At 46.2% G+C, this 24,512-nt stretch carries 23 protein-coding genes and 1 pseudogene; 12 read left to right on the forward strand and 12 right to left on the reverse strand.

Annotated features, from left to right (window positions below):
- The first annotated feature begins 5 nt into the window (after positions 1-5).
- Both ICN21_RS05400 and ICN21_RS11130 read left to right on the forward strand, forming a co-directional pair.
- Positions 6-1,187, forward strand: a complete 1,182-nt coding sequence (locus ICN21_RS05400) for a ribonucleotide-diphosphate reductase subunit beta (protein ID WP_216177259.1) — start codon at positions 6-8, stop codon at positions 1,185-1,187.
- A gap of 333 nt (positions 1,188-1,520) precedes the next feature.
- Positions 1,521-1,727, forward strand: a complete 207-nt coding sequence (locus ICN21_RS11130; protein ID WP_304609660.1) for a hypothetical protein — start codon at positions 1,521-1,523, stop codon at positions 1,725-1,727.
- Positions 1,728-1,932: 205 nt separating this feature from the next.
- On the opposite strand, the gene ICN21_RS05410 is transcribed toward ICN21_RS11130, so the two are convergent.
- The 7 genes and pseudogenes from ICN21_RS05410 to ICN21_RS05435 all read right to left on the reverse strand — a co-directional run bounded on the left by ICN21_RS05410 (position 1,933) and on the right by ICN21_RS05435 (position 7,661).
- Entirely contained in the window at positions 1,933-2,892 is a 960-nt protein-coding gene (locus ICN21_RS05410; RefSeq protein WP_216177262.1) for a carbohydrate kinase family protein, read from the reverse strand.
- Between the two features lie 48 nt (positions 2,893-2,940).
- Positions 2,941-3,579 (reverse strand): DUF3426 domain-containing protein, encoded by a 639-nt coding sequence (locus ICN21_RS11090; RefSeq protein WP_255534237.1) that lies wholly within the window; start codon positions 3,577-3,579, stop codon positions 2,941-2,943.
- Positions 3,571-4,488 (reverse strand): annotated as a pseudogene (prmA, locus tag ICN21_RS11095) (50S ribosomal protein L11 methyltransferase); the annotation flags it as partial. The gene ICN21_RS11090 and the pseudogene prmA, both read right to left, overlap by 9 nt.
- Before the next feature lie 27 nt (positions 4,489-4,515).
- Complete coding sequence (accC, locus tag ICN21_RS05420) at positions 4,516-5,880, reverse strand: acetyl-CoA carboxylase biotin carboxylase subunit (protein ID WP_215296233.1); 1,365 nt, start codon at positions 5,878-5,880, stop codon at positions 4,516-4,518.
- A gap of 47 nt (positions 5,881-5,927) precedes the next feature.
- A complete protein-coding gene (gene accB / locus ICN21_RS05425; RefSeq protein WP_216177267.1) occupies positions 5,928-6,389 on the reverse strand; it encodes an acetyl-CoA carboxylase biotin carboxyl carrier protein in 462 nt (153 codons plus the stop codon).
- A gap of 35 nt (positions 6,390-6,424) precedes the next feature.
- Complete coding sequence (aroQ, locus tag ICN21_RS05430; RefSeq protein WP_216177270.1) at positions 6,425-6,874, reverse strand: type II 3-dehydroquinate dehydratase; 450 nt, start codon at positions 6,872-6,874, stop codon at positions 6,425-6,427.
- Between the two features lie 259 nt (positions 6,875-7,133).
- Positions 7,134-7,661 carry a TlpA disulfide reductase family protein gene (locus tag ICN21_RS05435; RefSeq protein WP_216177272.1) on the reverse strand — a complete coding sequence of 176 codons (528 nt, stop codon included), beginning with the start codon at positions 7,659-7,661 and terminating at the stop codon, positions 7,134-7,136.
- 26 nt (positions 7,662-7,687) lie between these two features.
- Between ICN21_RS05435 and mpl the strand changes: the two genes are divergently transcribed.
- The 6 genes from mpl to mtgA are packed head-to-tail and all read left to right on the forward strand — an operon-like array spanning position 7,688 to position 14,528.
- Positions 7,688-9,085, forward strand: coding sequence for a UDP-N-acetylmuramate:L-alanyl-gamma-D-glutamyl-meso-diaminopimelate ligase (gene mpl / locus ICN21_RS05440; RefSeq protein WP_216177274.1), 1,398 nt, complete (start codon positions 7,688-7,690; stop codon positions 9,083-9,085).
- Between the two features lie 43 nt (positions 9,086-9,128).
- Complete coding sequence (fabG, locus tag ICN21_RS05445; protein ID WP_216177276.1) at positions 9,129-9,863, forward strand: 3-oxoacyl-ACP reductase FabG; 735 nt, start codon at positions 9,129-9,131, stop codon at positions 9,861-9,863.
- Positions 9,864-9,865: 2 nt separating this feature from the next.
- A complete protein-coding gene (locus ICN21_RS05450) occupies positions 9,866-11,902 on the forward strand; it encodes a ribonuclease catalytic domain-containing protein (protein ID WP_216177278.1) in 2,037 nt (678 codons plus the stop codon).
- The gene (locus ICN21_RS05455; protein WP_216177280.1) at positions 11,886-12,773 is read left to right on the forward strand and encodes an energy transducer TonB; all 888 of its coding nucleotides are present in this window, start codon (positions 11,886-11,888) and stop codon (positions 12,771-12,773) included. The genes ICN21_RS05450 and ICN21_RS05455 overlap by 17 nt, the downstream gene beginning before the upstream one ends.
- 51 nt (positions 12,774-12,824) lie before the next feature.
- Complete coding sequence (aroE, locus tag ICN21_RS05460) at positions 12,825-13,730, forward strand: shikimate dehydrogenase (protein WP_216177282.1); 906 nt, start codon at positions 12,825-12,827, stop codon at positions 13,728-13,730.
- 30 nt (positions 13,731-13,760) lie between these two features.
- On the forward strand, positions 13,761-14,528 hold the full coding sequence (gene mtgA, locus ICN21_RS05465) for a monofunctional biosynthetic peptidoglycan transglycosylase (RefSeq protein ID WP_216177284.1): 768 nt from the start codon (positions 13,761-13,763) through the stop codon (positions 14,526-14,528).
- On the opposite strand, the gene pyrF is transcribed toward mtgA, so the two are convergent.
- Complete coding sequence (pyrF, locus tag ICN21_RS05470; protein WP_216177287.1) at positions 14,521-15,360, reverse strand: orotidine-5'-phosphate decarboxylase; 840 nt, start codon at positions 15,358-15,360, stop codon at positions 14,521-14,523. The two genes, mtgA and pyrF, sit on opposite strands and share 8 nt — an antisense overlap.
- Positions 15,361-15,433: 73 nt before the next feature.
- On the opposite strand from pyrF, the gene corA reads away from it, so the two are divergent.
- Positions 15,434-16,399 carry a magnesium/cobalt transporter CorA gene (gene corA / locus ICN21_RS05475; RefSeq protein WP_215296244.1) on the forward strand — a complete coding sequence of 322 codons (966 nt, stop codon included), beginning with the start codon at positions 15,434-15,436 and terminating at the stop codon, positions 16,397-16,399.
- Position 16,400: 1 nt separating this feature from the next.
- Here corA and ICN21_RS05480 read toward each other — a convergent pair whose 3' ends face one another.
- The 3 genes from ICN21_RS05480 to thiL are packed head-to-tail and all read right to left on the reverse strand — an operon-like array spanning position 16,401 to position 18,483.
- A complete protein-coding gene (locus tag ICN21_RS05480) occupies positions 16,401-16,895 on the reverse strand; it encodes a CinA family protein (protein ID WP_216177290.1) in 495 nt (164 codons plus the stop codon).
- Positions 16,896-16,897: 2 nt separating this feature from the next.
- Complete coding sequence (locus tag ICN21_RS05485; protein WP_215296246.1) at positions 16,898-17,467, reverse strand: phosphatidylglycerophosphatase A; 570 nt, start codon at positions 17,465-17,467, stop codon at positions 16,898-16,900.
- The gene (thiL, locus tag ICN21_RS05490; RefSeq protein ID WP_216177294.1) at positions 17,464-18,483 is read right to left on the reverse strand and encodes a thiamine-phosphate kinase; all 1,020 of its coding nucleotides are present in this window, start codon (positions 18,481-18,483) and stop codon (positions 17,464-17,466) included. Before thiL ends, ICN21_RS05485 begins: the two co-directional genes overlap by 4 nt.
- Positions 18,484-18,577: 94 nt before the next feature.
- On the opposite strand from thiL, the gene ICN21_RS05495 reads away from it, so the two are divergent.
- Together ICN21_RS05495 and ICN21_RS05500 are read left to right on the forward strand one after the other, a co-directional pair.
- The gene (locus ICN21_RS05495; protein ID WP_216177298.1) at positions 18,578-20,899 is read left to right on the forward strand and encodes an NADP-dependent malic enzyme; all 2,322 of its coding nucleotides are present in this window, start codon (positions 18,578-18,580) and stop codon (positions 20,897-20,899) included.
- Between the two features lie 128 nt (positions 20,900-21,027).
- Positions 21,028-21,648 (forward strand): barstar family protein, encoded by a 621-nt coding sequence (locus ICN21_RS05500; RefSeq protein WP_216177302.1) that lies wholly within the window; start codon positions 21,028-21,030, stop codon positions 21,646-21,648.
- A gap of 32 nt (positions 21,649-21,680) precedes the next feature.
- Here ICN21_RS05500 and ICN21_RS05505 read toward each other — a convergent pair whose 3' ends face one another.
- Positions 21,681-22,442, reverse strand: a complete 762-nt coding sequence (locus ICN21_RS05505) for a 16S rRNA (uracil(1498)-N(3))-methyltransferase (protein ID WP_216177304.1) — start codon at positions 22,440-22,442, stop codon at positions 21,681-21,683.
- Between the two features lie 44 nt (positions 22,443-22,486).
- Between ICN21_RS05505 and tkt the strand changes: the two genes are divergently transcribed.
- The gene (gene tkt, locus ICN21_RS05510; protein WP_216177660.1) at positions 22,487-24,499 is read left to right on the forward strand and encodes a transketolase; all 2,013 of its coding nucleotides are present in this window, start codon (positions 22,487-22,489) and stop codon (positions 24,497-24,499) included.
- Positions 24,500-24,512: the final 13 nt, after the last annotated feature.

Below are 24,512 nucleotides of genomic sequence, written 5' to 3' on the forward strand. Positions count from 1 at the left end.
AAGTTATGTTGAATTGGGAAGAGGAAGTTGCTCCAGCACTAGCGAAAGCTGGTCTTGCACCGCAGCCGGTTGCAGTGGAGCCACAACGCCCACAGCCAGATCAAGTAGCAATGGCAGCGCCTCAAGCAAGTGCGCCTGCACCAGCCGTCTCATTGGCTGGTGGTGCAGCCTTGCGTGTTAATGCTGCTGATAAGCGTGTGATTAATGCTAAGACTGACGTTAATCAGCTGGTGCCATTTAAGTACAAATGGGCTTGGGAGAAATACTTGGCTGGTTGTGCAAATCACTGGATGCCACAAGAGATCAATATGAACCGCGATATCGCGCTCTGGAAAGATCCGAATGGCCTGACAGAGGATGAGCGTCGCATTATTAAGCGCAATCTGGGTTTCTTTACAACTGCCGATTCTTTAGCGGCTAATAATATTGTTTTGGGTACCTATCGCCACATTACTGCTCCAGAATGCCGCCAATACTTATTGCGCCAGGCTTTTGAAGAAGCAATTCATACCCATGCATACCAATATATTGTGGAATCTTTAGGTTTAGATCAGTCCGAAATCTTCAACGCGTATCACGAGATTGACTCGATTCGCGCTAAAGATGAGTTCTTAATTCCGTTTATTGATGTCTTAACTGATCCAAATTTTAAGACTGGCACATTAGAAAACGATCAAAAGTTACTCCGATCACTCATTGTTTTTGCTTGCGTAATGGAAGGTTTGTTCTTTTATGTTGGTTTTACGCAAATACTTGCAATGGGTCGTCAAAACAAAATGACGGGTGCTGCTGAGCAGTATCAATACATCCTTCGTGATGAGTCTATGCACTGCAATTTTGGTATTGATTTGATTAACCAAATCAAGCTGGAGAACCCGCAGTTATGGACTTCTGCGTTCAAAGACGAGATCAAATCTATCTTCGAAAAAGCAGTCGAATTAGAGTACCGTTATGCCGAAGATACGATGCCTCGTGGAGTGCTCGGATTGAATGCTCCGATGTTCAAAGGGTACCTAAGATACATTTGTAATCGCAGATGTTTGCAAATAGGACTTGACGCGATGTTCCCAAATGAAGAGAATCCATTTCCATGGATGTCAGAAATGATTGATCTGAAAAAAGAACGAAACTTTTTTGAGACACGCGTTATTGAGTATCAAACCGGTGGTGCGCTGAGTTGGGAGTAGTTGGCAGTAAGTAAGCGCACAACTGGCTAAATAGGAGATTAGACGGTTGGATAGTTTAAGAAGTCAGCAGAAACAGACTCAAATCCGCAAACCCTTACTCAAGGGTGCCAGAGCTATTCTCTCCATTTTTTCCAGCACATTTAAGAAGCCGTTGTCCCTTGGGGCCACGGCTTTTTTTCCAGGATTCATTAGCGTGCAGCACTTAGCATCAAGCCGCGCGCCGATGAATGGCTCGCTCGTCAATTCCAAAAGGTTGCAAAACCAGGCGGAAATGAGTGGTCGGGTCTTCTTAATCGGTAGTTTGAATTAATCCTCACGTGAAGGAGTATGACTATGGCAATCGCCAAGAAAAAACCTGCTGCAAAGAAACCAGCTGCTAAAAAAGTAGCTAAAAAGAAGCCAGCCGCTAAAAAGCGTCCAGCTGCTAAAAAGAAGCCAGCCGCAAAAAAGCGTCCAGCTGCTAAAAAAGCTGCCGCAAAGAAGAAGCCAGCCGCTAAAAAGCGTCCAGCTGCAAAAAAGCGCGTAGCAAAAAAAAAGTAAGTAAGCCTGCTGCGAAGAAAGCGGGCTCTGCTGTAAAAAAGCCCGTGGCTAAGAAAGCTGCACCAGCGACTAGTGCGTTGAATCCTGCTGCTGCTTGGCCCTTCCCAACTGGCACACGTCCTTAATCAGACGGGTGTTATTAGAAGGGGTCTCTCACGAGACCCCTTTTTTATTGACTATAGGCTTTGATTATTTTGAATCAAGGTTAAAAGCTAAAGCCAAATGCTGCTTTAAATTGGTCTGCGATCTCTGCTTTGCTGAGTTGATGATTTTGTGGTCCTTGATGGGTAATCTTGATTGAACCCATTAGGCTGGCCAAGCGACCAGTGGTTTCCCAATCCATTTCATTCTCAAGACCAAACAAGAGTCCGCCACGAAATGCGTCGCCGCATCCAGTGGGGTCGACTACTTTTCCTGCCGGTACTGGAGGAATCGAGATACATTTGCCTTCGGTATAAATATCAGCACCTTCTGCACCCTTGGTCACGATCAGTGCTTTGACACGCTCAGCAACCTTTGACAAGCTCAAGCCAGTTCGCTGCGAAAGCATTTCGCCTTCATAGTCGTTAACCGCTAAATAGCTGGCGATATCAACTAGCTCTAAGAGCTCTGGCCCGTTAAACATTGGCAATCCTTGACCGGGATCGAAGACAAACGGAATATTGGCTTCTGCTAATTGATGGCAGTGTTCCCACATTCCTTGGCGACCATCAGGTGCAACGATGCCAAATTTAGCTGCCCCTTTGGAGTTTTTGCTTCTTTCGGTGATCACTGCAGAGACTAGATTAAGGTGCGACTCGTCCATCGCGCCTGGATGGAATGCCGTGATTTGGTTATTAGCTTGATCAGTGGTGATCATTGCTTGTGCCGTAAATGCATTTTCAATTTGGCGAATATGGCTCGCATCAATATTGAGTTGCTTTAAGCGGCTCATATAGGGTGCTGCATCGCCACCAACGGTTGCCATGATGATGGGATCTCCTCCCAAAAGGTTGAGGTTGTAGGCAATATTGCCTGCACAACCACCAAATTCTCGGCGCATGGTTGGTACTAAGAATGCCACATTCAAGATGTGGATCTGCTCAGGGAGAATTTGATCGGCAAATTTGCCTTCAAAATTCATGATGGTGTCGTAAGCGATAGAGCCACAGATCAAGCTAGCCATAAATTACTTTCTGTAATGGGTAAGGTAATAAAAATGAATAAAAGAAGATTATTCAGCATAAAGAATACGTACTCGATACCCAGCAGTATTCGGCGGCAGAACAATCGGCAGTTCTGCTTGAATTATTTCTCCAGCAGGTGCACCAATTTTCAAAAAATCAGGATGAGATTCTTGCCAAGATGATGGCAACCATTCATTTGGGCTGAACTGAATTGATTTCAACTCAGATTCTTCTGCATCAGTGAGAGAAATTTCTAAATTTGGCAACAAAATTGGAATTGCGAGTCGATTTTGTATTTCAATTTGTAATATTGATTGATTTAGAGCGTTTTTAAGGCCCTCTCCCGCGTTTTCTGGGGTTAGTGCGGCAGAAGTTATTTTCCATGCAGCAAAATCGCTTACAGGGCGATTAAAGCACTTCAGTGCGCTACACAATTTCTCATCAATCTGCTGCAATATCGAAAATGCGCCAACTGAAAATGAATTTGATGAGCCATCTACTCTTGGTGCTAGTAAAGGTAGCAGAGAATTCCTAGATAAATGCTCGCCAAAAATGAGGAGCAAAGTCAAAAGGCAAGCAAAAAGGATTCGCTTAAGACTTTTTTTTTGACAAGGCGCTGCAAGAGTGGCTACAGCATCGGGAATGGATTTAGTACTTTGTTTGTCTTGCTCGAAGATTCCGTGCAAACATACCCAGCCTTCACTTTCCTTCCAAATGGAAAGTTTGAGCCATTGACTATAGGTCGCAATTACATCATCCGCTTGTCGCGCCAGTACGCCAGACAAAATGATGTGTCCGCCGGCACGCATTTTATTGACTAGAGCAGGGGCAAGCACTTGCAAGGGATTGGCCAAGATGTTGGCCATCACGATATCGTATTTCGTTTCTGCCGCTAGCTCTGGTGCGTCTTCGGTTGGTAAAACAAAGCGAATAACCGTATTGTTAATTTCTGCATTACTGCGCGCTGCAATCATGGATTGGGGATCTATGTCCGTACCAACGACTGGATTGCAACCCAGTTTTGCGGCTGCAATCGCCAAAATCCCAGATCCACAACCATAATCAAGCAAACTCTGGTTCTTTAAATTGGAGTACTCCTCAAGCCAAAGTAAGCACAGGTGGGTTGTAGGGTGGCTACCAGTTCCGAAGGCAAGTCCAGGATCTACTGCTAAACAAATTGCGTTAGGATCAGTTGGAGCTTCATGCCATGAGGGTACAACCCAGATACGTTTTCCAATTTGGATCGGTGTAAATTGGCTTTGTGTCAGTCGGACCCAATCTTGCTCTTCAACGGTTTTTTCTTGGGGCGGTGCTAATTCAAAGCCTGCTTCATTTAGAGTGGCGAGCAGTTCGGGAATGAATTCTGCTCTGTCTGAGTGATCAATCTCAGGGTTAAAAAGAGCGGTAACGGCAGATCTATCCCATGCTTGGACTTTGGGCGAAAGACCGGGCTCTCCGTAAAGAGGGTTCTCATCGTTTCCCCCTGCGGCATCATCTTCTACGGTGACAGAGAGTGCTCCTATTTCGAGTAAGGCATCGCCTAAGGGCTCGGCAGTTTCAGCGGCTACCGTGAATACCAGTTCACGATAAGACATGGAGTGCTCGCATGAATTTGGAGTGAATTAGGATTTACCGCGACTTGCAGCTTGCTCTTCTAAGCGATGCTCTAAGTAGTGAATGCTGGTGCCACCTTCCATGAAGTTGGGATCAAGCATCAGTTCGCGGTGAAGCGGAACATTAGTAGTAATCCCATCAATCACCATCTCAGACAAGGCAATTTGCATGCGGCGAATCGCTTGCTCGCGAGTATTGCCGTAAGAAATTAACTTACCAATCATGGAATCGTAATTTGAGGGGACTACATAGCCACTATAGGCATGAGAATCTACGCGAATACCAGGACCGCCAGGCATATGGAATGAACCAATTTTCCCTGGACTTGGCGTGAACTTGAATGGGTCTTCTGCATTCAGACGGCATTCAATTGCATGGCCGCGGAACACAATATCTTTTTGGCGATAAGCCAATTTGAGACCAGCGGCAATTCGAATTTGTTCTTGAACGATATCTACACCAGTGATCATTTCTGTGACTGGATGTTCAACCTGAACGCGAGTATTCATCTCAATAAAGAAAAATTCACCGTTTTCATAGAGGAACTCAAAAGTTCCGGCACCACGATAGCCAATTTTTCTACAAGCTTCAGCACAACGCTCACCAATTTTGGCAATCAAGCGACGATCAATACCAGGAGCTGGTGCTTCTTCAATCACTTTTTGATGGCGACGTTGCATTGAGCAATCACGTTCACCCAACCAAATAGCATTGCCATGGGTATCGGCCAGAATTTGAATTTCAACATGGCGAGGTTTTTCTAAAAACTTCTCCATATAGACTTCTGGATTACCGAATGCGCGCCCAGCTTCCTCGCGAGTCATATTGACAGCATTGATTAGCGCAGCTTCAGTATGGACAACACGCATACCGCGTCCACCACCTCCACCAGCAGCCTTAATGATGACTGGGTAACCCACTTTTTTAGCGGTAGCAATAATTTCTTTTGGATCATCTGGTAACGCACCTTCAGAACCAGGTACGCAGGGTACACCGGCTTTAATCATGGCGCGCTTAGCCGAAACTTTGTCGCCCATCAAGCGAATTGAGGCAGCAGTGGGACCAATAAAGGCAAAACCAGATTTTTCAACACGCTCTGCAAAATCGGCATTTTCAGAGAGGAAGCCATATCCAGGGTGAATCGCTTCGGCATCAGTCACCTCTGCTGCAGAAATGATCGCAGGCATATTGAGATAACTTAGTGGCGAAGGCGCAGGCCCAATGCAGACCGCCTCATCAGCAAGCTTCACATACTTGGCTTCTTTATCTGCAGTGGAATACACCACCACCGTTTTAATTCCCAACTCGCGGCATGCGCGTTGGATACGGAGAGCAATTTCTCCCCGATTGGCAATCAGAATCTTATCGAACATTTAGGCTCTGAGTTAGGTAATAAAGATTGGAAAGAAAGGCAGAGAAATTAAGCAATGACAAATAAGGGCTGATCAAACTCAACGCCCTGACCATTCTCACAAAGAATTTCTTTAATGACCCCCGCTTGTTCTGATTCGATTTCGTTAAGCAATTTCATCGCTTCAATGATGCACAGTGTTTGACCAACCTTAACAGTGTCACCAACGTTGACGAAGTTAGGCGATTCTGGATTTGGGGCGCGATAGAAAGTGCCCACCATGGGTGAGCGTGCAATAAATCCGGCTTCAGCTGCAGGCGCATCTAGTACGGGTGATGCGGGAGCTGCAGCAGCAGGCGCTGCTTGCATCGTGTGTGTCTGAGCAGGATTGGTATAAACCACGTGTCCAGTAGGAACTGCAGTACCAGCATTCACAATACGAACACGGTCTTCACCTTCGTTGACCTCTAATTCGGAAATACCTGATTCAGAAACTAAGTCGATCAAGGTTTTGAGTTTTCTTAGATCCATATGAGTGAGTCCTCTCTTGAAATTCTTTAACTAGCTTATTTTTGTATGCGGGCGATCGCAGCTTGCAGGGCTAATTCGTAGCCAATAGCTCCAAGTCCACAAATCACACCGGTAGCGATGTCTGATAGATAAGAGTGTTTGCGGAACTCTTCTCTTTGGTGAATGTTTGATAGATGTACTTCGGTAAACGGAATGGCTACGCCAGCTAAAACGTCACGCAAGGCAACGCTGGTATGAGTAAATGCACCAGGATTAATGATGATGAAATCCACGCCATCTTGTTTAGCCTTCTGAATGCGGTCAATTAACTCGCCTTCATGATTGCTTTGGTAGGTGCTTAGATCGACAGACTGGGCTTTTGCAAGATCTCCCAGCTTTTGGTGGATATCTTCCAGGGTAGTTTTCCCATAAACCTCAGGCTCACGGGTTCCCAATAGGTTGAGGTTGGGGCCTTGAATGACCAGAATTGATGCTTTTTTAGACATAGATCCCTATTTTTAGAGGCAGTTAGGTGTCAATGGTTTAATTTGGCTTTAGGCCACTAATCTGTAAGTTGAGCAACTTGTTGCATCACCTGCTAAGGATGCGAGTATACCCTCTGGGGTCTTGAAAGTGCCCAAAAATGCCTTAGGGAAGCAAATTTTTTAGTGCTTTTCAGAGTAGATATAAAAATGATGGGTGTAATTGCTTAATATTTAAGCAATTTTCAATGGAATACTGAGTGTTAAAAGTCTTTAAAAATCTTTATAACTCTGAATTAATGACTTTTCTGAGCTCTTCTTCGCTTATCTTCCCTAATTTACTATAAATAGACTTACCTTTTGAATTGATGATGACTGTAAAGGGTAGGGCGCCTTGGGTATTGCCCATTTGTTTGGAGAGATTGCTGCCCTCTAACCCACCAATCACAATGGGATAAGAAACCGGGGTTTTTTCAAGAAATTCGCGTATGTTAGATGGTGAATCAATACCGATACCGACAATTAACACATTTTTAGTGGCAAATTCTTGGGCAATTTTGTCTAAAGCAGGCATTTCTTCTACGCAAGGGGGGCACCAGGAGGCCCAAAAGTTCACAACGAGTACTTTTCCTCGCCAATTTTCAGAATTTGCCGATTTACCATCGGGTGTTTGCCAAGGGTTGCCAAAGAAAGCTTTAATAGATGGGTCGTTCGCCAAGCCTGTTTGCGAAATCCACTGAGATGAAAAGACTCCAGCAAGGAGCGCCAGAAGACTAATTCCGCCAATCATGATCCACTGTCTTCGATTCATTACAACTCCTTCGCTAAAATTCGCTAATGCATATTCATATCTTGGGCATTTGCGGTACCTTTATGGGCGGCATTGCCGCAATCGCTCGGCAAGCCGGACATCGTGTAACGGGTTGTGATGCCAACGTGTATCCACCAATGAGCACACAGCTTGAAGCTCAAGGTATTGAGCTCATTGAGGGATTCTCGCCAGATCAATTATTGCAGTTTGAGACCATGCCCGATTTATTTGTGATTGGCAATGTCGTTTCTCGTGGCAATCCCTTAATGGAAGCCATTCTGAATCAAGGGCTGCCCTATATCTCTGGACCTCAATGGCTAGGGGAACAAGTTTTATATGGTCGACATGTTTTAGCGGTAGCCGGTACGCATGGCAAGACGACTACATCCGCCATGCTCACTTGGATTTTGGAATTTAATGGCTACAAGCCTGGATATTTAATTGGTGGAGTGCCACTGAATTTCACAGTATCTGCACGCTTGGGTGAAAGTCAATATTTTGTAATAGAGGCCGATGAATATGACACTGCCTTTTTCGATAAGCGCAGTAAGTTTGTCCATTACAGACCACGCACTGCTTTATTAAATAACTTAGAGTTTGATCATGCAGATATTTTTGCTGATCTTGTGGCTATCGAAACTCAGTTTCATCACTTTGTGCGCACAGTGCCTAGTGATGGCTTATTGGTAGTCAATGGCGAGGAACCTGCGCTAGAGCGGGTTATCACCCGCGGTGCTTGGTCGCCTGTAGAGCGTTTTGGACAGGATGCCGCTAACCAGTGGTCATTGATTTCACAAGAGGGTGATGGCTTTATTGTGCGTCAGTTAGGCAAAGAGGTGGCCACCGTGCAATGGGCTCCTGATTCGGGTGTGATGGGCAGACACAATCAATTCAACGCACTTGCTGCAATTGCATCTGCCAATCACATTGGTATTTCACCAGCAGATTCTGCACGCGCCTTGGCGGCATTTAAAAACGTGAAGCGTCGTCTTGAAACGATTGGTGTTGCAAACGACATTACGGTGTATGACGACTTTGCGCATCATCCAACAGCGATCACCACCACGGTTGATGGTTTACGTCGTCGAGTGGGTAAGGCGCGCATCTTGGCGGTTTTGGAGCCACGCTCGAATACGATGAAACTCGGTGTAATGAAGGCACAACTACCTGATAGCTTGCAGCAGGCTGATAAGGTCTTTGCTTATGGTGCCACTAGTGGCAAGGAATCTTTGGGCTGGGATTTGGCAGAAGTCCTAGCTCCACTGAATACAAAAGAGGCCGGTAAAGCCCATGCCTTCGATGACCTTAGTGCATTAGTGAATATAGTTGCCAAAGAAGCTAAACCAGGCGATCACATTCTAGTAATGAGTAATGGCGGCTTTGGTGGGGTGCATCAAAAAATATTAGAAGCCATATCTGTTTAATGTAACTTACCGCAACCTAATAAATAAACACTGAAAGCAAAATATGGGCAATCGATTAGAAGATAAGGTCGCCATTGTTACAGGCGCAGCAAAAGGGATTGGATTTGCAACGGCCCAGCGCTTTGCAGAAGCGGGTGCAAGAGTGATCGTTGCTGATATTAATCTTGCGGCAGTAAAGAGTGCTGCAGCCCAAATTCCTCATGCTGAGGCCTATGCAATGGATGTGACTGATCGTGCCAGCATTCAGGCGGTAGTTGATCAAGTCATCCAAAAACATGGCCGCATTGATATTTTGATTAATAACGCTGGTATTACGCAAGATGCACGTTTGATCAAGATGACTGAGGCGCAATTTGATACCGTGATTGATGTCAACCTCAAGGGCGTATTCAACTGCACCCAATTGGTAGTGCCACACATGCTGGAAGCTGGTACTGGCGCGATTGTGAATGCTTCTAGCGTGGTCGGTTTGTATGGGAACTTTGGTCAAACTAATTATTCAGCGACAAAGTTTGGCGTGATTGGCTTTACCAAGACTTGGGCTCGTGAGCTTGGTCCTAAAGGCATTCGAGTCAATGCAGTTTGTCCTGGATTTATTGCGACAGAAATGGTTAAAGCCATGCCAGAAAATATTCTGCAAGATATTGAGCGTCGCAGTTGGCTAGGTCGTTTGGGCACACCTGAAGAAATGGCCAACGTATATCTATTCCTTGCCAGCGATGAAGCGAGTTACGTTAATGGAGTTGCATTAGAAGCTAGCGGTGGGATTTCCCTCTAAGCATGAATCTCTTATATGAAGAGGGTGGCGATATCAAAATTGCTGCCGTACAGTCTGCAACAGGAACAGGCGATGCTGAATCCTGGCAGGCGACCAGTCTTTCTGGCAAGAAGATCAAACTCAAGGCAAAAGAGGTTTGGTTGCGCTTTGAAAAGCCCGAGGCACAAGCTGCGATGGATGAAGCGCTCGTTTTATCTAAAGATATTGACTTGCAATTGCTCTGGGATTGCGCGCCTGAAGAAGAGTTTGGTCTGGTAGATGTTTCTCTTGAATATTTTGGCTCGCAAGCAACGATCCCTCAGCAAGTAGCATTAGCGATTGCCTTACAAGATGCCCCAGTATTTTTCCGTCGCAAAGGGCGAGGGCGCTTTCAAAGAGCGCCCGTTGAGCAATTGCAAGCAGGCTTAGCTGCGCTGGAGCGCAAGCAAAAAGAGTTAGAGCAACAATCTGTTTGGCAACAAGATTTAGTCGCAGGTATATTCCCTGAAACCTTGAAGTCTTCAGCTAAGCAACTACTGTTCTCCCCAGATAAGAATTCTTCAGCTTATAAGGCCCTCATAGCCGCATGCACAGAAACAGGTGAATCCCCGGCGCAGTTGATGATTCGTTGTGCTGCAATTGAATCTCCATTGGCCTATCACCAGGGAATGTTCTTGAAAGCCCATTTTCCAAATGGCGCTGCTCATCATGCCAATATCGGAGTTGATCAAGTAGCCTATGATGCGGCGATTGCAGAACTGCCTTTGGCCGAAGTAAATGCTTTCTCGATTGATGACTCAGGAACTACTGAGATTGATGATGCACTTTCGGTAACAGAACTTGTAGAGGGTGGTCATCGCATTGGCATTCATATTGCAGCACCAGGTTTGGCGATTAGTAAAGATGATCCATTGGACCAAGTGGCTCGCAATCGTATGTCTACCGTTTATTTTCCGGGCAACAAAATTACGATGTTGCCTGATTCGGTCATTGAGCAATTCTCCCTGGATGCGGGCGCTCCTAGACCCGCGCTATCCATCTATGTAGATCTTGATGCGGATGGAATAGTAAACCGAGATACCCTGCAAATGCGGGCAGAGATGGTGCCGATGACTGCTAATCTTCGTCTAGAAGATGTGGAGCATTTGGTGAGCGAAGAGAGTTTGGTAGATGAAGGCGTTAGTTATCCCTATCGAAAAGAGTTAGCTATCTTGTGGCGTGCCGCAAAACTCTTGCATGCTGGTCGACAAGAAAAAAGAATTGCCAATGGTCTACGTGCTGAACAGTTGGGTGTGATTGATCCCAATGCTTTGGCAAGAGATTTTCATTTTCAAATTCAAGATGTGGATGGAGTTCAACGTGTAGAAATTATTCCGCGTCAGCGTGGTTCGATTCTCGATACGATCGTTGCAGAGTGGATGATCTTTTGTAATAGCGCATCTGGTCAATTGCTAGCGGATCATGGTTTGCCGGGTTTGTTCCGAACCCAAAAGGGTTGGGGACCATTGCGTACTCGTATGCAAACTACCCCGGGGCCTCATGAAGGCTTGGGGCTTGACTACTACGCATGGTGCACCTCACCGCTACGTCGCTACTCCGATCTCGTCAATCAGTGGCAGTTAATCGCCTTAGCAAAACATGGGGTGACTGCGAAGATGATGGCACCATTTCCACCACGAGATGCGACTCTGATGGGAATCGCTGCAGACTTTGAATCTTGTTATCAAGCTTATGGCGAATTTCAAGATCGCCTAGAAAAGTATTGGTGCTTGCGTTGGATTGCGCAGGATGGAGATTCCAAAAACGTTTATGTACGTCACTTAAAAGAGGGGATGTCTAGGGTAGAACTAGTACCTCTACACTTACCTATCCCAGAGTTGGCAAGTCACCCCCGGATGACTCGTGCAGAAGTCGCAGTGGCTGATGTCGACTTGTTGCAATTAAGTGCTGCTGTGAGAGTACTAGAGATTGAAGCCAAAGCAGAGCCAGAAGTAAAGACTGCAGAAGTATTGACCGATGCATTGCCCGAGGATGCAGAAGAAGATGCCAGCCCAGATTAATCCTGTTCAGCTTTCTCGCTCAGAAAAATTCAACCGAGCCGTGATCTTTTTTCAGAATGCCTGGCGACGCTATCCTTTTCGACTCGCACTATGTGTATCACTCATCATTCATGCACTGTTTCTATCGTTTCGTTGGGGTATTGGTGAAATTCAAAATCGCCGTCTCAATACGCCTTTGAGTGTTGTCCTCGTGAATGCCAGTAACAAGATGCCCCCAAAGCAGGCTAACAAATTGGCCCAGGCAGATCTACAGGGTGGCGGTAAGTCTGAAAATCAAGATGCCACAGCACTACATCGAGCCAGACTGGGAGCAGAGGCGCGTCTTGAAGTTTTAGAGAAACAGCAAAAACAGATGCTGGCCAAGTTAGATGAGCAGCGAGCTAAATCTGGTGGACGCAAAAGTGGGGACGATCAAAAGATTGCCCCCCAACTGAATTCTCTAGAGGCAGAGTTGGCGAAGCAGTTGCAAGCGGATGGACGTGAGCCTCGCCGCAAGGTGCTCACCGGCGCCAATACTAGGGCAGTGACTTTTGCCCATTACTTTGATGGTATGCGCCAAAAGATTGAGGCTTACGGTAGTACATTTTTTCCGCGTGCCAATGGTCGACCGCTATATGGCAGCTTGATTATCGTTGTGAGTGTCGATTCTCAAGGCCGAATTACTACTAATGCGCAAGGTAAAGATGGGGTGTCAATAGGGCGAAGCTCAGGTAATCCTGAATTGGATCGACAGGCCCTAGCCATTGTTCGTGCATCAGCCCCATTTGGCCCATTCCCTTCAGAAATGCGTAATCAAATTGATGTGCTCGATTGGATCTCCACCTTTGACTTTACTCGCGATGGGAATGATCTTCTGGAACTCAAACGTTAGTGCAGCACTCCTTATTCTTAAAATCGCAAATTCGCTTATTCTGTAGCCATCATGAGTTCAAACGCTTCCGTTGATTTGCATACCGATCCAAGTCTTCACCCGGGTCTAGATGTCTATGCGGTAGCGGGCAATCCAATAGGCCATAGTCAGTCGCCCGCCATTCACCAGCGCTTTGCAGAGCAAGCTAAACAAGCTATGCACTATGGCCGTTTACAGCCGGAGCTAGATGGTTTTGCTCAAGCTGCTAAAACATTCTTTTCTGCTGGCGGTAAGGGTATGAATGTCACCGTGCCATTTAAGTTATATGCCCAAGCTTTTGCTGATCAATTAACTAGTCGAGCCCAGTTGGCTGGTGCAGTCAATACGCTATGGATTCAGGATGGCAAGATTTATGGTGACAATACTGATGGCGCTGGCTTGGTGCGCGACCTATTGGCGCAGGGTATCGCCGTCCATGAGTCGCGTATTTTGCTTTTAGGTGCTGGTGGAGCAGCACGTGGAGTGATCGGGCCCTTATTGGAGCATTCACCTAAATGCTTAGTGATTGCTAATCGCTCAAGCATAAAGGCTGATGAATTGATCAAGTTATTTGCCAATGTAGCTGCTACGAAAGAGGTTGCCTTAGAGGCTCGCACATTAGCTCAATTAGAGAGTTCTGAAAAAACACCCTATCCATTTGACCTGGTGATTAATGCAACTGCTGCAGGACTAGCAGATGAGTCTCCTTTGAGCATTGCCGCTGTAGTAAACATCTTTACGCCAAGCTCATTTGCTTACGACATGGTCTACGGTAAAACAACGGCCTTTATGAAGCAAGCTTTACAGCGTGGGGCACGCATTAGCGATGGCCTTGGTATGTTGGTGGAGCAAGCTGCAGATGCATTCTTGTTATGGCGGGGAACCGATCTAGCAACACAAATTGATTCGCGAGCAGTGCTCGCTAAGTTGCGCAGTTGATCAAATTTACTTGCAGTTAATTTCTCACTCATGCGCTGGATTGCTTACCTAGTCAAATGTCTCTTGGCTGGTTTCATAGCCATGCAGGTATATTTTGCCGTTCAGATCGGCCTATGGATTAGTGTAGATCCCAGCAGCACAGCCTTTCAGAGAGCAGAGCGCTGGCGCTTGTGTTCCTGGCATTGGATTTGTTCCGTACAATCAAAGTGGACGCCTTACGATAAGATTTCAAACAATCTCAAACGTGCGGTTTTGGTTAGCGAAGACGACATCTTTTTTCAACACAAAGGGGTTCGTGTTGAAGACATGCAAAAAGCATGGCAAAAAAATCAACAGCAAAATCAGCAAAAACCTCAGGCGGGGGCTAAATCTAAAACCGTGCTGCGTGGTGGGTCAACCATTACTCAGCAGCTTGCAAAAAATTTATTCTTATCTTCCGAGCAAAATTATTTTCGTAAAGGGCAAGAGCTCATCATTACCGGACTCTTAGAGCTTACGCTGTCTAAGCAGAGATTGTTTGAGATCTACCTTAATTCAGTAGAGTGGGGTGAAGGCATTTTTGGTATTGGGGCTGCTTCTGAGCACTATTACGCAACTACGCCAGCAGGACTAGATCTAGATCAGGCTGCGGCTCTAGCTTCCGCTTTGCCAGCACCCAAGTGTTTTGATAAAGAGCAATATTGCCGCAAGGCCAGGATCCACTTTCCAACCAGACAAGAATTTATTTTGGAGAATATGGGGCGTGTCGCTTTAGCGCCGATAGCTCAGCCCAAGAGTTCGTCTAAGACTGCTAAGTAGCCGCTCTTAACGCATCACGCGTGGACTGTGCTACGTTTCGTGCAGCCTGCGCAAAATCATTTCCAGAGCTTGCATACAGAATAGCTCTTGAAGAATTAATGATCATGCCTGTTCCAGGTTTGCCTGGAATACTGCCCGCTTTAACGGTGGCTTCAATATCTCCACCTTGGGCTCCGATGCCGGGGATGAGTAAAGGCATCTCACCCACAATTGCTCGTACCTTTGCGATCTCTTCTGGGAAGGTTGCGCCCACGACAAGACCAATTTGACCCGAGCGATTCCATTGAGTGGCTGCAAGTTTGGCTACATGCAGATACAAAGGCTCCCCATTCGGGGAAGCCTTTAAGAACTGTAAATCTGAGCCACCTGGATTAGAAGTGCGACACAGGACAATGACACCTTTACCAGCATGTTTTAGATAGGGCTCAATCGTGTCAAAGCCCATATAGGGATTGACGGTGATGGCATCCGCACCATAGCGCTCAAAGGCCTCCAGAGCGTAGTGATCTGCGGTACTGCCAATATCACCACGCTTGGAATCGAGGATGACTGGGATGTGGGGGTATTTGTCTTTGAGGTGACGTACCAGTTTTTCTAGTTGGGCTTCAGCGCGTTGTGAGGCAAAGTAGGCAAACTGAGGCTTAAAGGCGCAGACTAAATCTGCGGTGGCATCAGCGATATCGCGACAGAACTCAAAGATCCCCTCAGGTTTCCCTTGCAGGGATGGGGGTAAGCGCTTGGGGTCTGGGTCAAAACCAACACACAGCATGCTGCCTTGGGAAGCCCATGCAGACTGGAGTTGCTGGTGAAAGGTATTTGAGCGAGGGTTCATTGGATTTAGCTTATTTTAGTGAAACAGTCATGATCTATAGGATAAACTAGCGCACATTCCTTAGGAGTTCACCATGATCAACTTGTTCGTCCTGCAAAATGGCCGCCTCTCTCAAGAGCAAGTGGAAGATCGCAATGAATTATTGCAATACGCTAATCCTATCTGGATTGACGTAGTTGATCCAGAGGAAGAAGAGCTCGTTTGGATTAAAGAGGCTTTTGGTGTGCTTTTGCCCGAGTTAGATGACTTGGGCGACCTAGAAGCCTCTGCTCGTTATTTTGAAGCGGATGACGGTCATCTCCATATCCGCACCGATTTTTTATTGGATGAAGAAGAGACTTCTCGCAACGTGCGTGTGGCGTTTGTGCTGACTAAGCAAGTGCTGTTCTCGATTCATGATGAAGATTTACCAGTATTCCGCTTAGTCCGTTTGCGTGCGCGTTTGCGCCCCGGCTCAGTCAGCAATGCAAAAGATGTCTTGCTTGACCTCTACTCCACGGATGCCGAGTATTCAGCCGACGCTTTGGAAGAGGTTTATGAAAACCTTGAGCAAGCAGGTAAGCGAGTGCTGTCTGATAGCATTAATGATGCCGATGCTGCAGAGGTTTTAGAGACGATTGCAAAGGAAGAGGATACCAACGGACGCATTCGTCGTAACGTGATGGATACCCGTAGAGCCCTGTCTTTCTTAATGCGCAGCAAGTTACTATCGGATGAGCAACAAGAGGAAGCGCGCCAAATTTTGCGTGATATTGACTCACTTGAAAACCATACAGCATTCCTATTCGACAAGATCAACTTCTTGATGGATGCGACAGTCGGTTTTATTAATTTGAATCAATCCAAAATTATCAAGATCTTCTCGGTGGTCTCCGTCGCCTTAATGCCACCTACTTTGCTGGCGAGTATTTGGGGTATGAACTACAAGCACATGCCTGAATTGGATGCGACTTGGGGTTACCCAATGGCAATCGGTTTGATGATTATTTCAGCGATTATTCCGCTGGGCTACTTCCATAGCAAAGGCTGGATGAAGTAATTTAATTCTCGAGTAGCTTGGCCAATTCGCTCAGTACGTAATTGCAAGATTGCTCCCGAATCGCTTGGCGGTCTCCAGTAAAGTGCATCGTTTTTGTAAGCACTCTATTTTCACCAGCTTCATTTTGAATTGACCAGCCAAAGCATACTGTTCCCACAGGTTTGCCTGCTGAGCCACCGTTGGGACCTGCAATACCGGTAATTGAGATGGCGGCATTGACATCTGCATTCAGCTGAGCGCCTTTAGCCATCGCTTTAGCAACTTCCTCGCTCACTGCTCCAAAGCTTTGAATAAGCTCTGCTGGCACTCCCAAGGATTCTTCTTTGGCTTGGTTGCTGTAAGTGATGTAGCCCCGCTCAAACCATTCGCTTGAGCCCGCTAATTCAGTGAGAGTGGCGCAGACCAAGCCCCCAGTACAGGACTCTGCAACCGTCATTTTCCAATTTCTCGAGCGCAAAATTTCTGCCAAGGTTTGGACGGTATCGAGTGAATGCATATTTAAATCCAACCCATTTGAGTGCTGACTACTTGCAAGAGAGTAATCACCAAGAGTGTGAAGAAAGCTGCCGCAAGATCATCCACCATGATGCCAAACCCACGCCACAGGAGTTGCAGGAAGTGTGAAGGGGTATCGGTATTCTCGAGCGTTTTAAAGTGGCGATCAATCATGCCGATAGGACCCGGTTTAGCAGCATCGAAATATCTAAAGAGAGCGAACGCAAGGATCTGCATCCAAATACTGGTCGGTGTAATGAATAACAGCACCAACCAAAAAGCCATCATTTCATCCCAAACAATACCGCCAAAATCTTTCTTACCTAACTCTTCACTGACATGGCCACAGATCCAACAGCCCAACAAAATACCGCCACCAGTGATCCATAGAAAATGTTCTATGGTGAGGAAATGCTCAGCAATCAAAAAGCTTGCCCAGGCCCAGAGAGTGCCTGCAGTGCCAGGCGCTACCCGGCTTAGACCGCTACCAAAGCCAAAGGCTAGAGTGCGACTTGGGCTCTGAAGCATCCACTGGAAACCAGGCTTCACAACTGATGGATTCTGATCAGTCATTTTGCGAAGTGGTCAAAAGAGTGGAGTAGTGCAGCGGTATCCGCATCACTAAGTAACTTACCATCAGTTCCCTGGATGCGAATCTGGATACTACTATTTTTCATGGACGTAATGCGGCCAATACATGTGAGGGGAAGTTTGAGTTCTTTGCTGATATTGAGAATCACATCACGTTTGCTACTAGGTGCAGTAAAGCAAAGTTCGTAATCATCGCCACCGCTGGCAGCAAATTGATTTTGTATTGCTTTACTTTGTTTTTGCAATGTTGCTGATGTGGGAAGTTGCTCCAAAATAATTTCTGCATCAAGCTGTGATTGTTTCAGGATGTGCTTTAGATCACCAAGCAAGCCATCCGATACATCTAAGGCGGCACTTGCCACTTCCCTCAGTGCCATACCAAGCCCAACTCTGGGTGTGGGTTGATGCATGCGATGGTCAATTGCTTTGAAGTCGCTTTCCGAGAGCGTGATTTCATGACGCAGTGCAGCAAGAGTGAGTCTTGCATCGCCAACAGTGCCTGAAACCCAAATCTCATCCTCAATCTTTGCCCCTGATCTAAGAATGGCTTTTCCAGTAGGAATGCTGCCAAATGCAGTAATTGAAATGGTGAGGGGGCCAGCAGTAGTGTCGCCACCGATGAGGGGGCAAGAAAATTGATTGGCAACCGCAAATAAGCCCTTAGAGAATGCTTCCAACCATCTTGTATCAACCTCAGGCAAGGCAATGGCCAATGTAAACCCCAGTGGCTTAGCACCCATTGCGGCAAGGTCAGAAAGATTGACTGCTAAGGCTTTGCCGCCTAATTTCTCAGGGTCAGCATCGGCAAAAAAATGTCTACCCGCAACCAACATATCGCTGGTAATAGCGATTTCTTCACCTGGCAGGGGTTTGATGAGTGCGCAATCATCGCCAATGCCCAAACTGAGGGTCGTATTTGAACCGTTTGAGGCACTACCCGTTTTAAAAAAACGTTCAATGAGATCGAATTCGCCGATTGGGCCGGATTGAGAATGCATACCTTATTTTATGACCCTTGGCAGTGCAATGCGAGAGAGGAATAGAATTAAAGCCTTAATAAGCATTAGACAAAACGAGTTAGCGAGTTAGTTGATGAGCATAGAAAATAGTAAAGAGCAACAAATTGCAGCTTTAAGAGAAGCTGCCCTTCAGTACCACGAGTTTCCGGTTCCTGGAAAGATCGAGATTGCTCCAACTAAGCAACTGACTAATCAACGCGATTTAGCGCTTGCCTATACTCCTGGCGTCGCAGCCCCTTGCGAAGAAATTGTGAAGGACCCAGCCAATGCTTTTAAGTACACCGCCCGTGGAAATTTGGTTGGCGTGATTACAAACGGTACTGCTGTTTTAGGTTTGGGAAATATCGGACCATTGGCAAGTAAGCCAGTGATGGAGGGTAAAGCGGTTCTCTTTAAGAAATTTGCTGGCATTGATGTTTTCGATATCGAAGTCAATGAAAATGATCCAGAAAAATTAGTCGAAATTATTGCGGCACTTGAGCCTACTTTTGGTGGCATCAATTTAGAAGATATCAAAGCTCCAGATTGCTTTATTGTCGAGCGCAAGCTGCAAGCTCGTATGAAGATTCCAGTCTTTCATGATGATCAGCACGGCACTGCGATTGTAGTTGCAGCCGCAATTATCAATGGTTTGAAGGTGGTTGGAAAAGACGTTAGCAATGTGAAGTTAGTTACCTCTGGTGCTGGCGCAGCTGCATTGGCTTGCTTAGACCTGTTGGTAGATCTTGGCATTCCTCGTAAAAATATCTGGGTAACTGACCTTGCTGGTGTTGCCTATAAAGGCCGTAAAGAATTGATGGATCCTGAAAAGGAGCCTTTCTGCCAAGAGACTGATTTGCGTACTCTCGATCAAGTGATTGCTGGCGCAGATATTTTCTTAGGTCTATCTGCTGGTGGTGTATTAAAGCAAGACATGGTGAAGAAGATGGCCGACAAGCCATTGATTTACGCCTTAGCAAATCCAACCCCAGAAATCTTGCCTGAAGAAGTAAAAGCAGTTCGTCCTGATGCGGTGATGGCAACGGGCCGTACTGACTATCCAAATCAAGTCAATAACGTTTTGTGCTTCCCATTTATTTTCCGTGGCGCACTCGATGTTGGCGCAACCACCATTACTCGCGGCATGGAAGTAGCAGCCGTGAAAGCCGTTGCAGAGCTTGCCCAAGCTGAGCAAAGCGAAGTGGTGGCATCGGTTTACGGAATTGAGAACCTTTCTTTTGGTCCTGAGTATTTGATTCCAAAACCATTTGATCCGCGCTTGATTACCGTCATTGCTCCCGCTGTGGCTAAGGCTGCAATGGATGACGGCGTTGCTTTACGTCCGATTAAAGATTTTGATGCGTATCGCAATCAGCTACAACAATTTGTGTATCACTCCGGTACTTTGATGAAGCCGCTCTTTAGTATTGCGAAGAGAGTTCTAGCAAATCAAAAACGCATTGTCTTTGCCGAAGGTGAGGATGAGCGTGTATTGCGTGCCGTACAAATCATCATTGACGAGCACTTAGCCACCCCAATTCTGATTGGTCGCCCCGAGGTGATTGAGCATCGTATTGAGAAGTTCGGCCTCCGGATGAAGACGGGTGATGATTTTGAGATTGTGAATCCAGAGCGTGATTCACGCTTTCGTGACTTCTGGCAAACCTATCTTGGTTTGACTGAGCGTAAGGGAGTGACAGAGTCATTTGCTAAATTAGAAATGCGCCGCCGCCATACTTTAATTGGCTCCATGATGATTGCTAAGGAAATGGCTGACGGCATGATTTGTGGAACGATTGGTAATGCAGCTACTCATCTGAAGTATGTTGATGAAGTAGTTGGTCGTGAGCCAGGTGCAAACGTCTATGGAGCAATGTCTGGATTAATTCTTCCAGGTCGCCAAGTGTTCTTGGTAGATACGCATATCAATCTAGATCCAACTGCCGAAGAATTGGCAGAATTGACTTTGATGGCCGCTAGCGAAATGCGTAAGTTGGGTTTAATTCCTAAAGTGGCATTACTCTCACACTCAAACTTTGGATCTAGTAATGCGCCATCTGCAATCAAAATGCGCGAAGTCTTGGCTTTAATTCAAAAGGCAGATCCCTCCTTAGAGGTTGATGGTGAGATGCATGGGGATAGCGCTTTAGATGAAACCATTCGCGCTGGCACAGTGACTTCATCGCCATTAAAAGGCGATGCCAACTTATTAGTTCTGCCAAATATTGACGCCGCCAACATTTCTTACAACTTGTTAAAAACAGCTGCAGGTAATGGCATTGCTATCGGTCCTCTGTTGCTGGGGGTTGCTAAACCAATTCATATTTTGACGCCAGCAGCGACGGTTCGTAGGATTGTGAATGTGACTACTTTGGCTGTGGTTGAGGCTGCCAGTAACGCAAGAGGCATCTCCTAAGCGCTCATCATTTATGTAAGTTAGCAGTTACTTGCATAAATTAATCCTATATTAATCAATAACTTATATAAAAAGCACTGTATTTGGGCTTGATTTGATGACGTGTTAAGGGTAACCTATTACCCATCATGAATAATCGCTCTGAAAATACCAATCTAGCAAGCTTCGAAGAACATAGCCGTGCTGAAAGTTGGGATAGCAATGATCGACTCGAGACCGAATCGTCTGCTGCCAATATTTATGCCCAAGGCGGTTTATCTCGTTTACAAACCTATGCAGCAAATCAAGTTACGGGGAAAAAAGTGACAGCTTCTTGGCGTGCCGCTTTGGCCGTTCGTGATGCCGGACCGCCGGCCATGTTGCGCAGTGTGCGCACTAATATCGTGCAATCTATTCGTGCTTTCCGTACACCAGATTTACAGGAAGCCGCTACAGAGCTCGGTCAACATTTCATTTATGCCAATTGCGTCAATGCAATGACAAAGGGTGAGGTTCTTGAAGCAATTGCCATTGCTTACACCTTTACTAAGCAACAAGCAAAAAACTTTGACCCTCTATTGGATGCGTTGACCACAACTACAGATAAGGCAGGTCAACAGCCCGGCTTTGTAGTGGTGCTCGAAGGTTTACCTTGCACTCAAAAGTTTGATAAAGAAGCACGCGAGACTCTGTTAGATGTCTTCCGCGATGCCGTAGATTATTGGGCTGAGCGTCGCACACCATATCGGGTTTTCTACTCTTTTGCTTAATCGCTAAAAGATCGCAAACCAATGAATCGCCTCTATTTGAGGCGATTTTGCATTTCAGGATTCCAAATGCTGTGTACCGCTGTAATGGCTACAAGGCCTGCGGTTTCAGTGCGCAATACGCGCTCTCCTAAAGAAACAATTTGGTATCCCGCGGCTTGAGCTTGCGCTTCCTCTTCTGGTGAGTGACCACCCTCTGGTCCGATCATGAGAACAATATCTTGAGGTGCATTTTCTATTAAGACGGAGTACATGCTTTTGCTAGCATCCGGACTCAGGAGAAGTTTGAGTGCAGGCTTTGAACTTGCTTTGAGGTAAGTTGCAAAATTTTGGATAGGTTCAAGCTGCGCCAATACTGTTCTGTCACATTGCTCACAAGCAGCTTGAATAATCCCACTCCAATGTGTTAAACGCTTTTGGACGCGATCCTGGTCACTTGAGCGGGTCAGTTTGAGAATGGAGCGTTCACACTGTAATGGCGCGATGATTTGGGCACCTGTTTCTATGGCTTTTTCAACAATCCAATCCATTTTGTCACCGCCTGCCAAGCCTTGGGCCAAAGTAATTGCATATGGGGCCTCACGGTGGGTATCAGTGCGGATATCGCTCAGTTGGGCTAAACCGCTTTTTCCACTGAAGGAAAGGAGCTCTGCCTTAGCGATTTGCCCTTTTCCATCAAATATGGGAAACGACTCGCCAACCTGAACGCGCCGAACCCGTAAATGGTGGCAAACCTCAGAGGTGAGGAGGGTGGGCTTTTGGGATTCCCATGGTCCGGGAAGATAAAATTGAGGCATTACTGAAATATAGCCAATTTATTTTCCTCGAGACCACTTTTACGATGTCAAACCTTCAAATTCGTATGGCGAATGCCATTCGCGCCCTATCCATGGATGCAGTTCAACAGGCAAACTCAGGGCACCCTGGTATGCCGATGGGAATGGCAGATATTGCTGTTGGATTATGGAATGAACATTTAAAACACAATCCGACTGATCCCCACTGGATCGATCGCGATCGTTTTGTTTTATCTAATGGTCATGGATCGATGTTGTTGTATTCACTGTTGCATCTCTCTGGATATGACTTACCCATTGAAGAGTTAAAAAATTTCCGTCAATTGCAAAGTAAAACCCCAGGACATCCTGAGTATGGAATTACAGCCGGGGTAGAAACCACTACAGGTCCATTGGGTCAAGGTATTTCAAATGCGGTTGGCATGGCACTTGCTGAAAAGTTACTGGCTGAAGAATTTAATCGTCCCGGTCACAACATCATCGATCACTACACTTATGTATTTTTAGGTGACGGTTGCTTGATGGAAGGTATCAGCCATGAAGTTTGTTCATTGGCTGGCACATTAAAGCTAAACAAGTTGATAGCACTTTGGGATGACAACGGTATCTCGATTGACGGCAAGGTAGTTTCTTGGTTTAACGAAGATACGCCAAAACGTTTCGAAGCTTATGGCTGGAATGTTATTCGTGATGTCGATGGTCATGATGCGGAAGCAGTTTCGAAGGCGATTGCTCAGGCTAAAAAGAGTGCTAAGCCAACCCTGATCTGCTGCAAGACAGCGATCGGCAAGGGTTCTCCTAATATGGCTGGTAGCGATAAAGTGCATGGTTCGCCACTAGGCGCTGCTGAAATCGCACAGACTCGCGTGGCCTTGAATTGGCCCTATCCACCATTTGAAATTCCAAAAGATATTTATGCTGCTTGGGATTTTAAAAAGCGTGGCCAAACTGCTGAACACGAATGGAATAAAGAATTCCAAAAATACAAAATCCAATTTCCAGAACTTGCTTCTGAATTACAGCGCCGTATGCAAGGCGATTTGTCAAAAGACTTTTCAGCCACACTCAATGCGTATTTAAAAACTTGCCAATCTAAAGCAGAAACGATTGCTACTCGTAAAGCGAGTCAAAATGCGATTGAAGCTTTAGCACCCGTTTTGCCAGAATTTATGGGTGGCTCTGCAGACTTAACCGGTTCAAACTTAACTAATTGGTCTGCATGCAAACCTGTACGCGGCGATCAATGGGGTAATCACGTTAACTATGGTGTGCGTGAGTTTGGTATGAGCGCCATCATGAATGGGATTGCCTTGCATGGCGGTTATATTCCATTCGGAGGCACCTTTTTAACCTTCTCCGATTACAGTCGTAATGCTATTCGTATGGCTGCTTTGATGAAGTTGCGTAGCATCTTTGTCTTCACCCATGACTCAATTGGTCTAGGAGAAGATGGCCCAACCCATCAATCTGTGGAGCACGTTGCTAGCCTACGTCTGATTCCAAACTTGATGGTTTGGCGGCCCTGTGACACTACCGAGAGCGCTGTTGCCTGGGGCGCGGCGGTTGAGCGTCAGAATGGTCCGAGCGCTTTGATCTTTAGTCGTCAAAACTGCCCATTTGTTGCTCGTAACAGCCAGCAGATTAAAGACATTGCACGTGGTGGCTATGTATTACGTGATCCTCAATCAGGAAAGATCGATGCAGTCATTATTGCTACTGGTTCTGAAATTGCACTTGCATTGCAAACAGCCGAACGTTTAGAAAAAGACAGTGCTGGAAAAATCGGTATTCGAGTGGTTTCGATGCCTTCGACCACGGTATTTGATCAGCAAGATGCCACCTATAAATCTAAAGTATTGCCGGCCAATACCCCACGCATCGCTGTTGAGGCAGGCGTAACGGATTTCTGGTGGAAGTATGGTTGCGCAGCCGTGCATGGTGTCGATACCTTTGGTGAGTCAGCACCCGCAGCTCAGCTATATGAATATTTTGGTTTAACGGTCGATCAAATTGCAAAGACTGTTAAGCAATGCATCTCGAAGAAATCAAATAAATAAAAGTTAGCGCAAT

The organism is Polynucleobacter sp. AP-Feld-500C-C5 (assembly GCF_018882265.1).
Classification (GTDB): Bacteria; Pseudomonadota; Gammaproteobacteria; order Burkholderiales; family Burkholderiaceae; genus Polynucleobacter.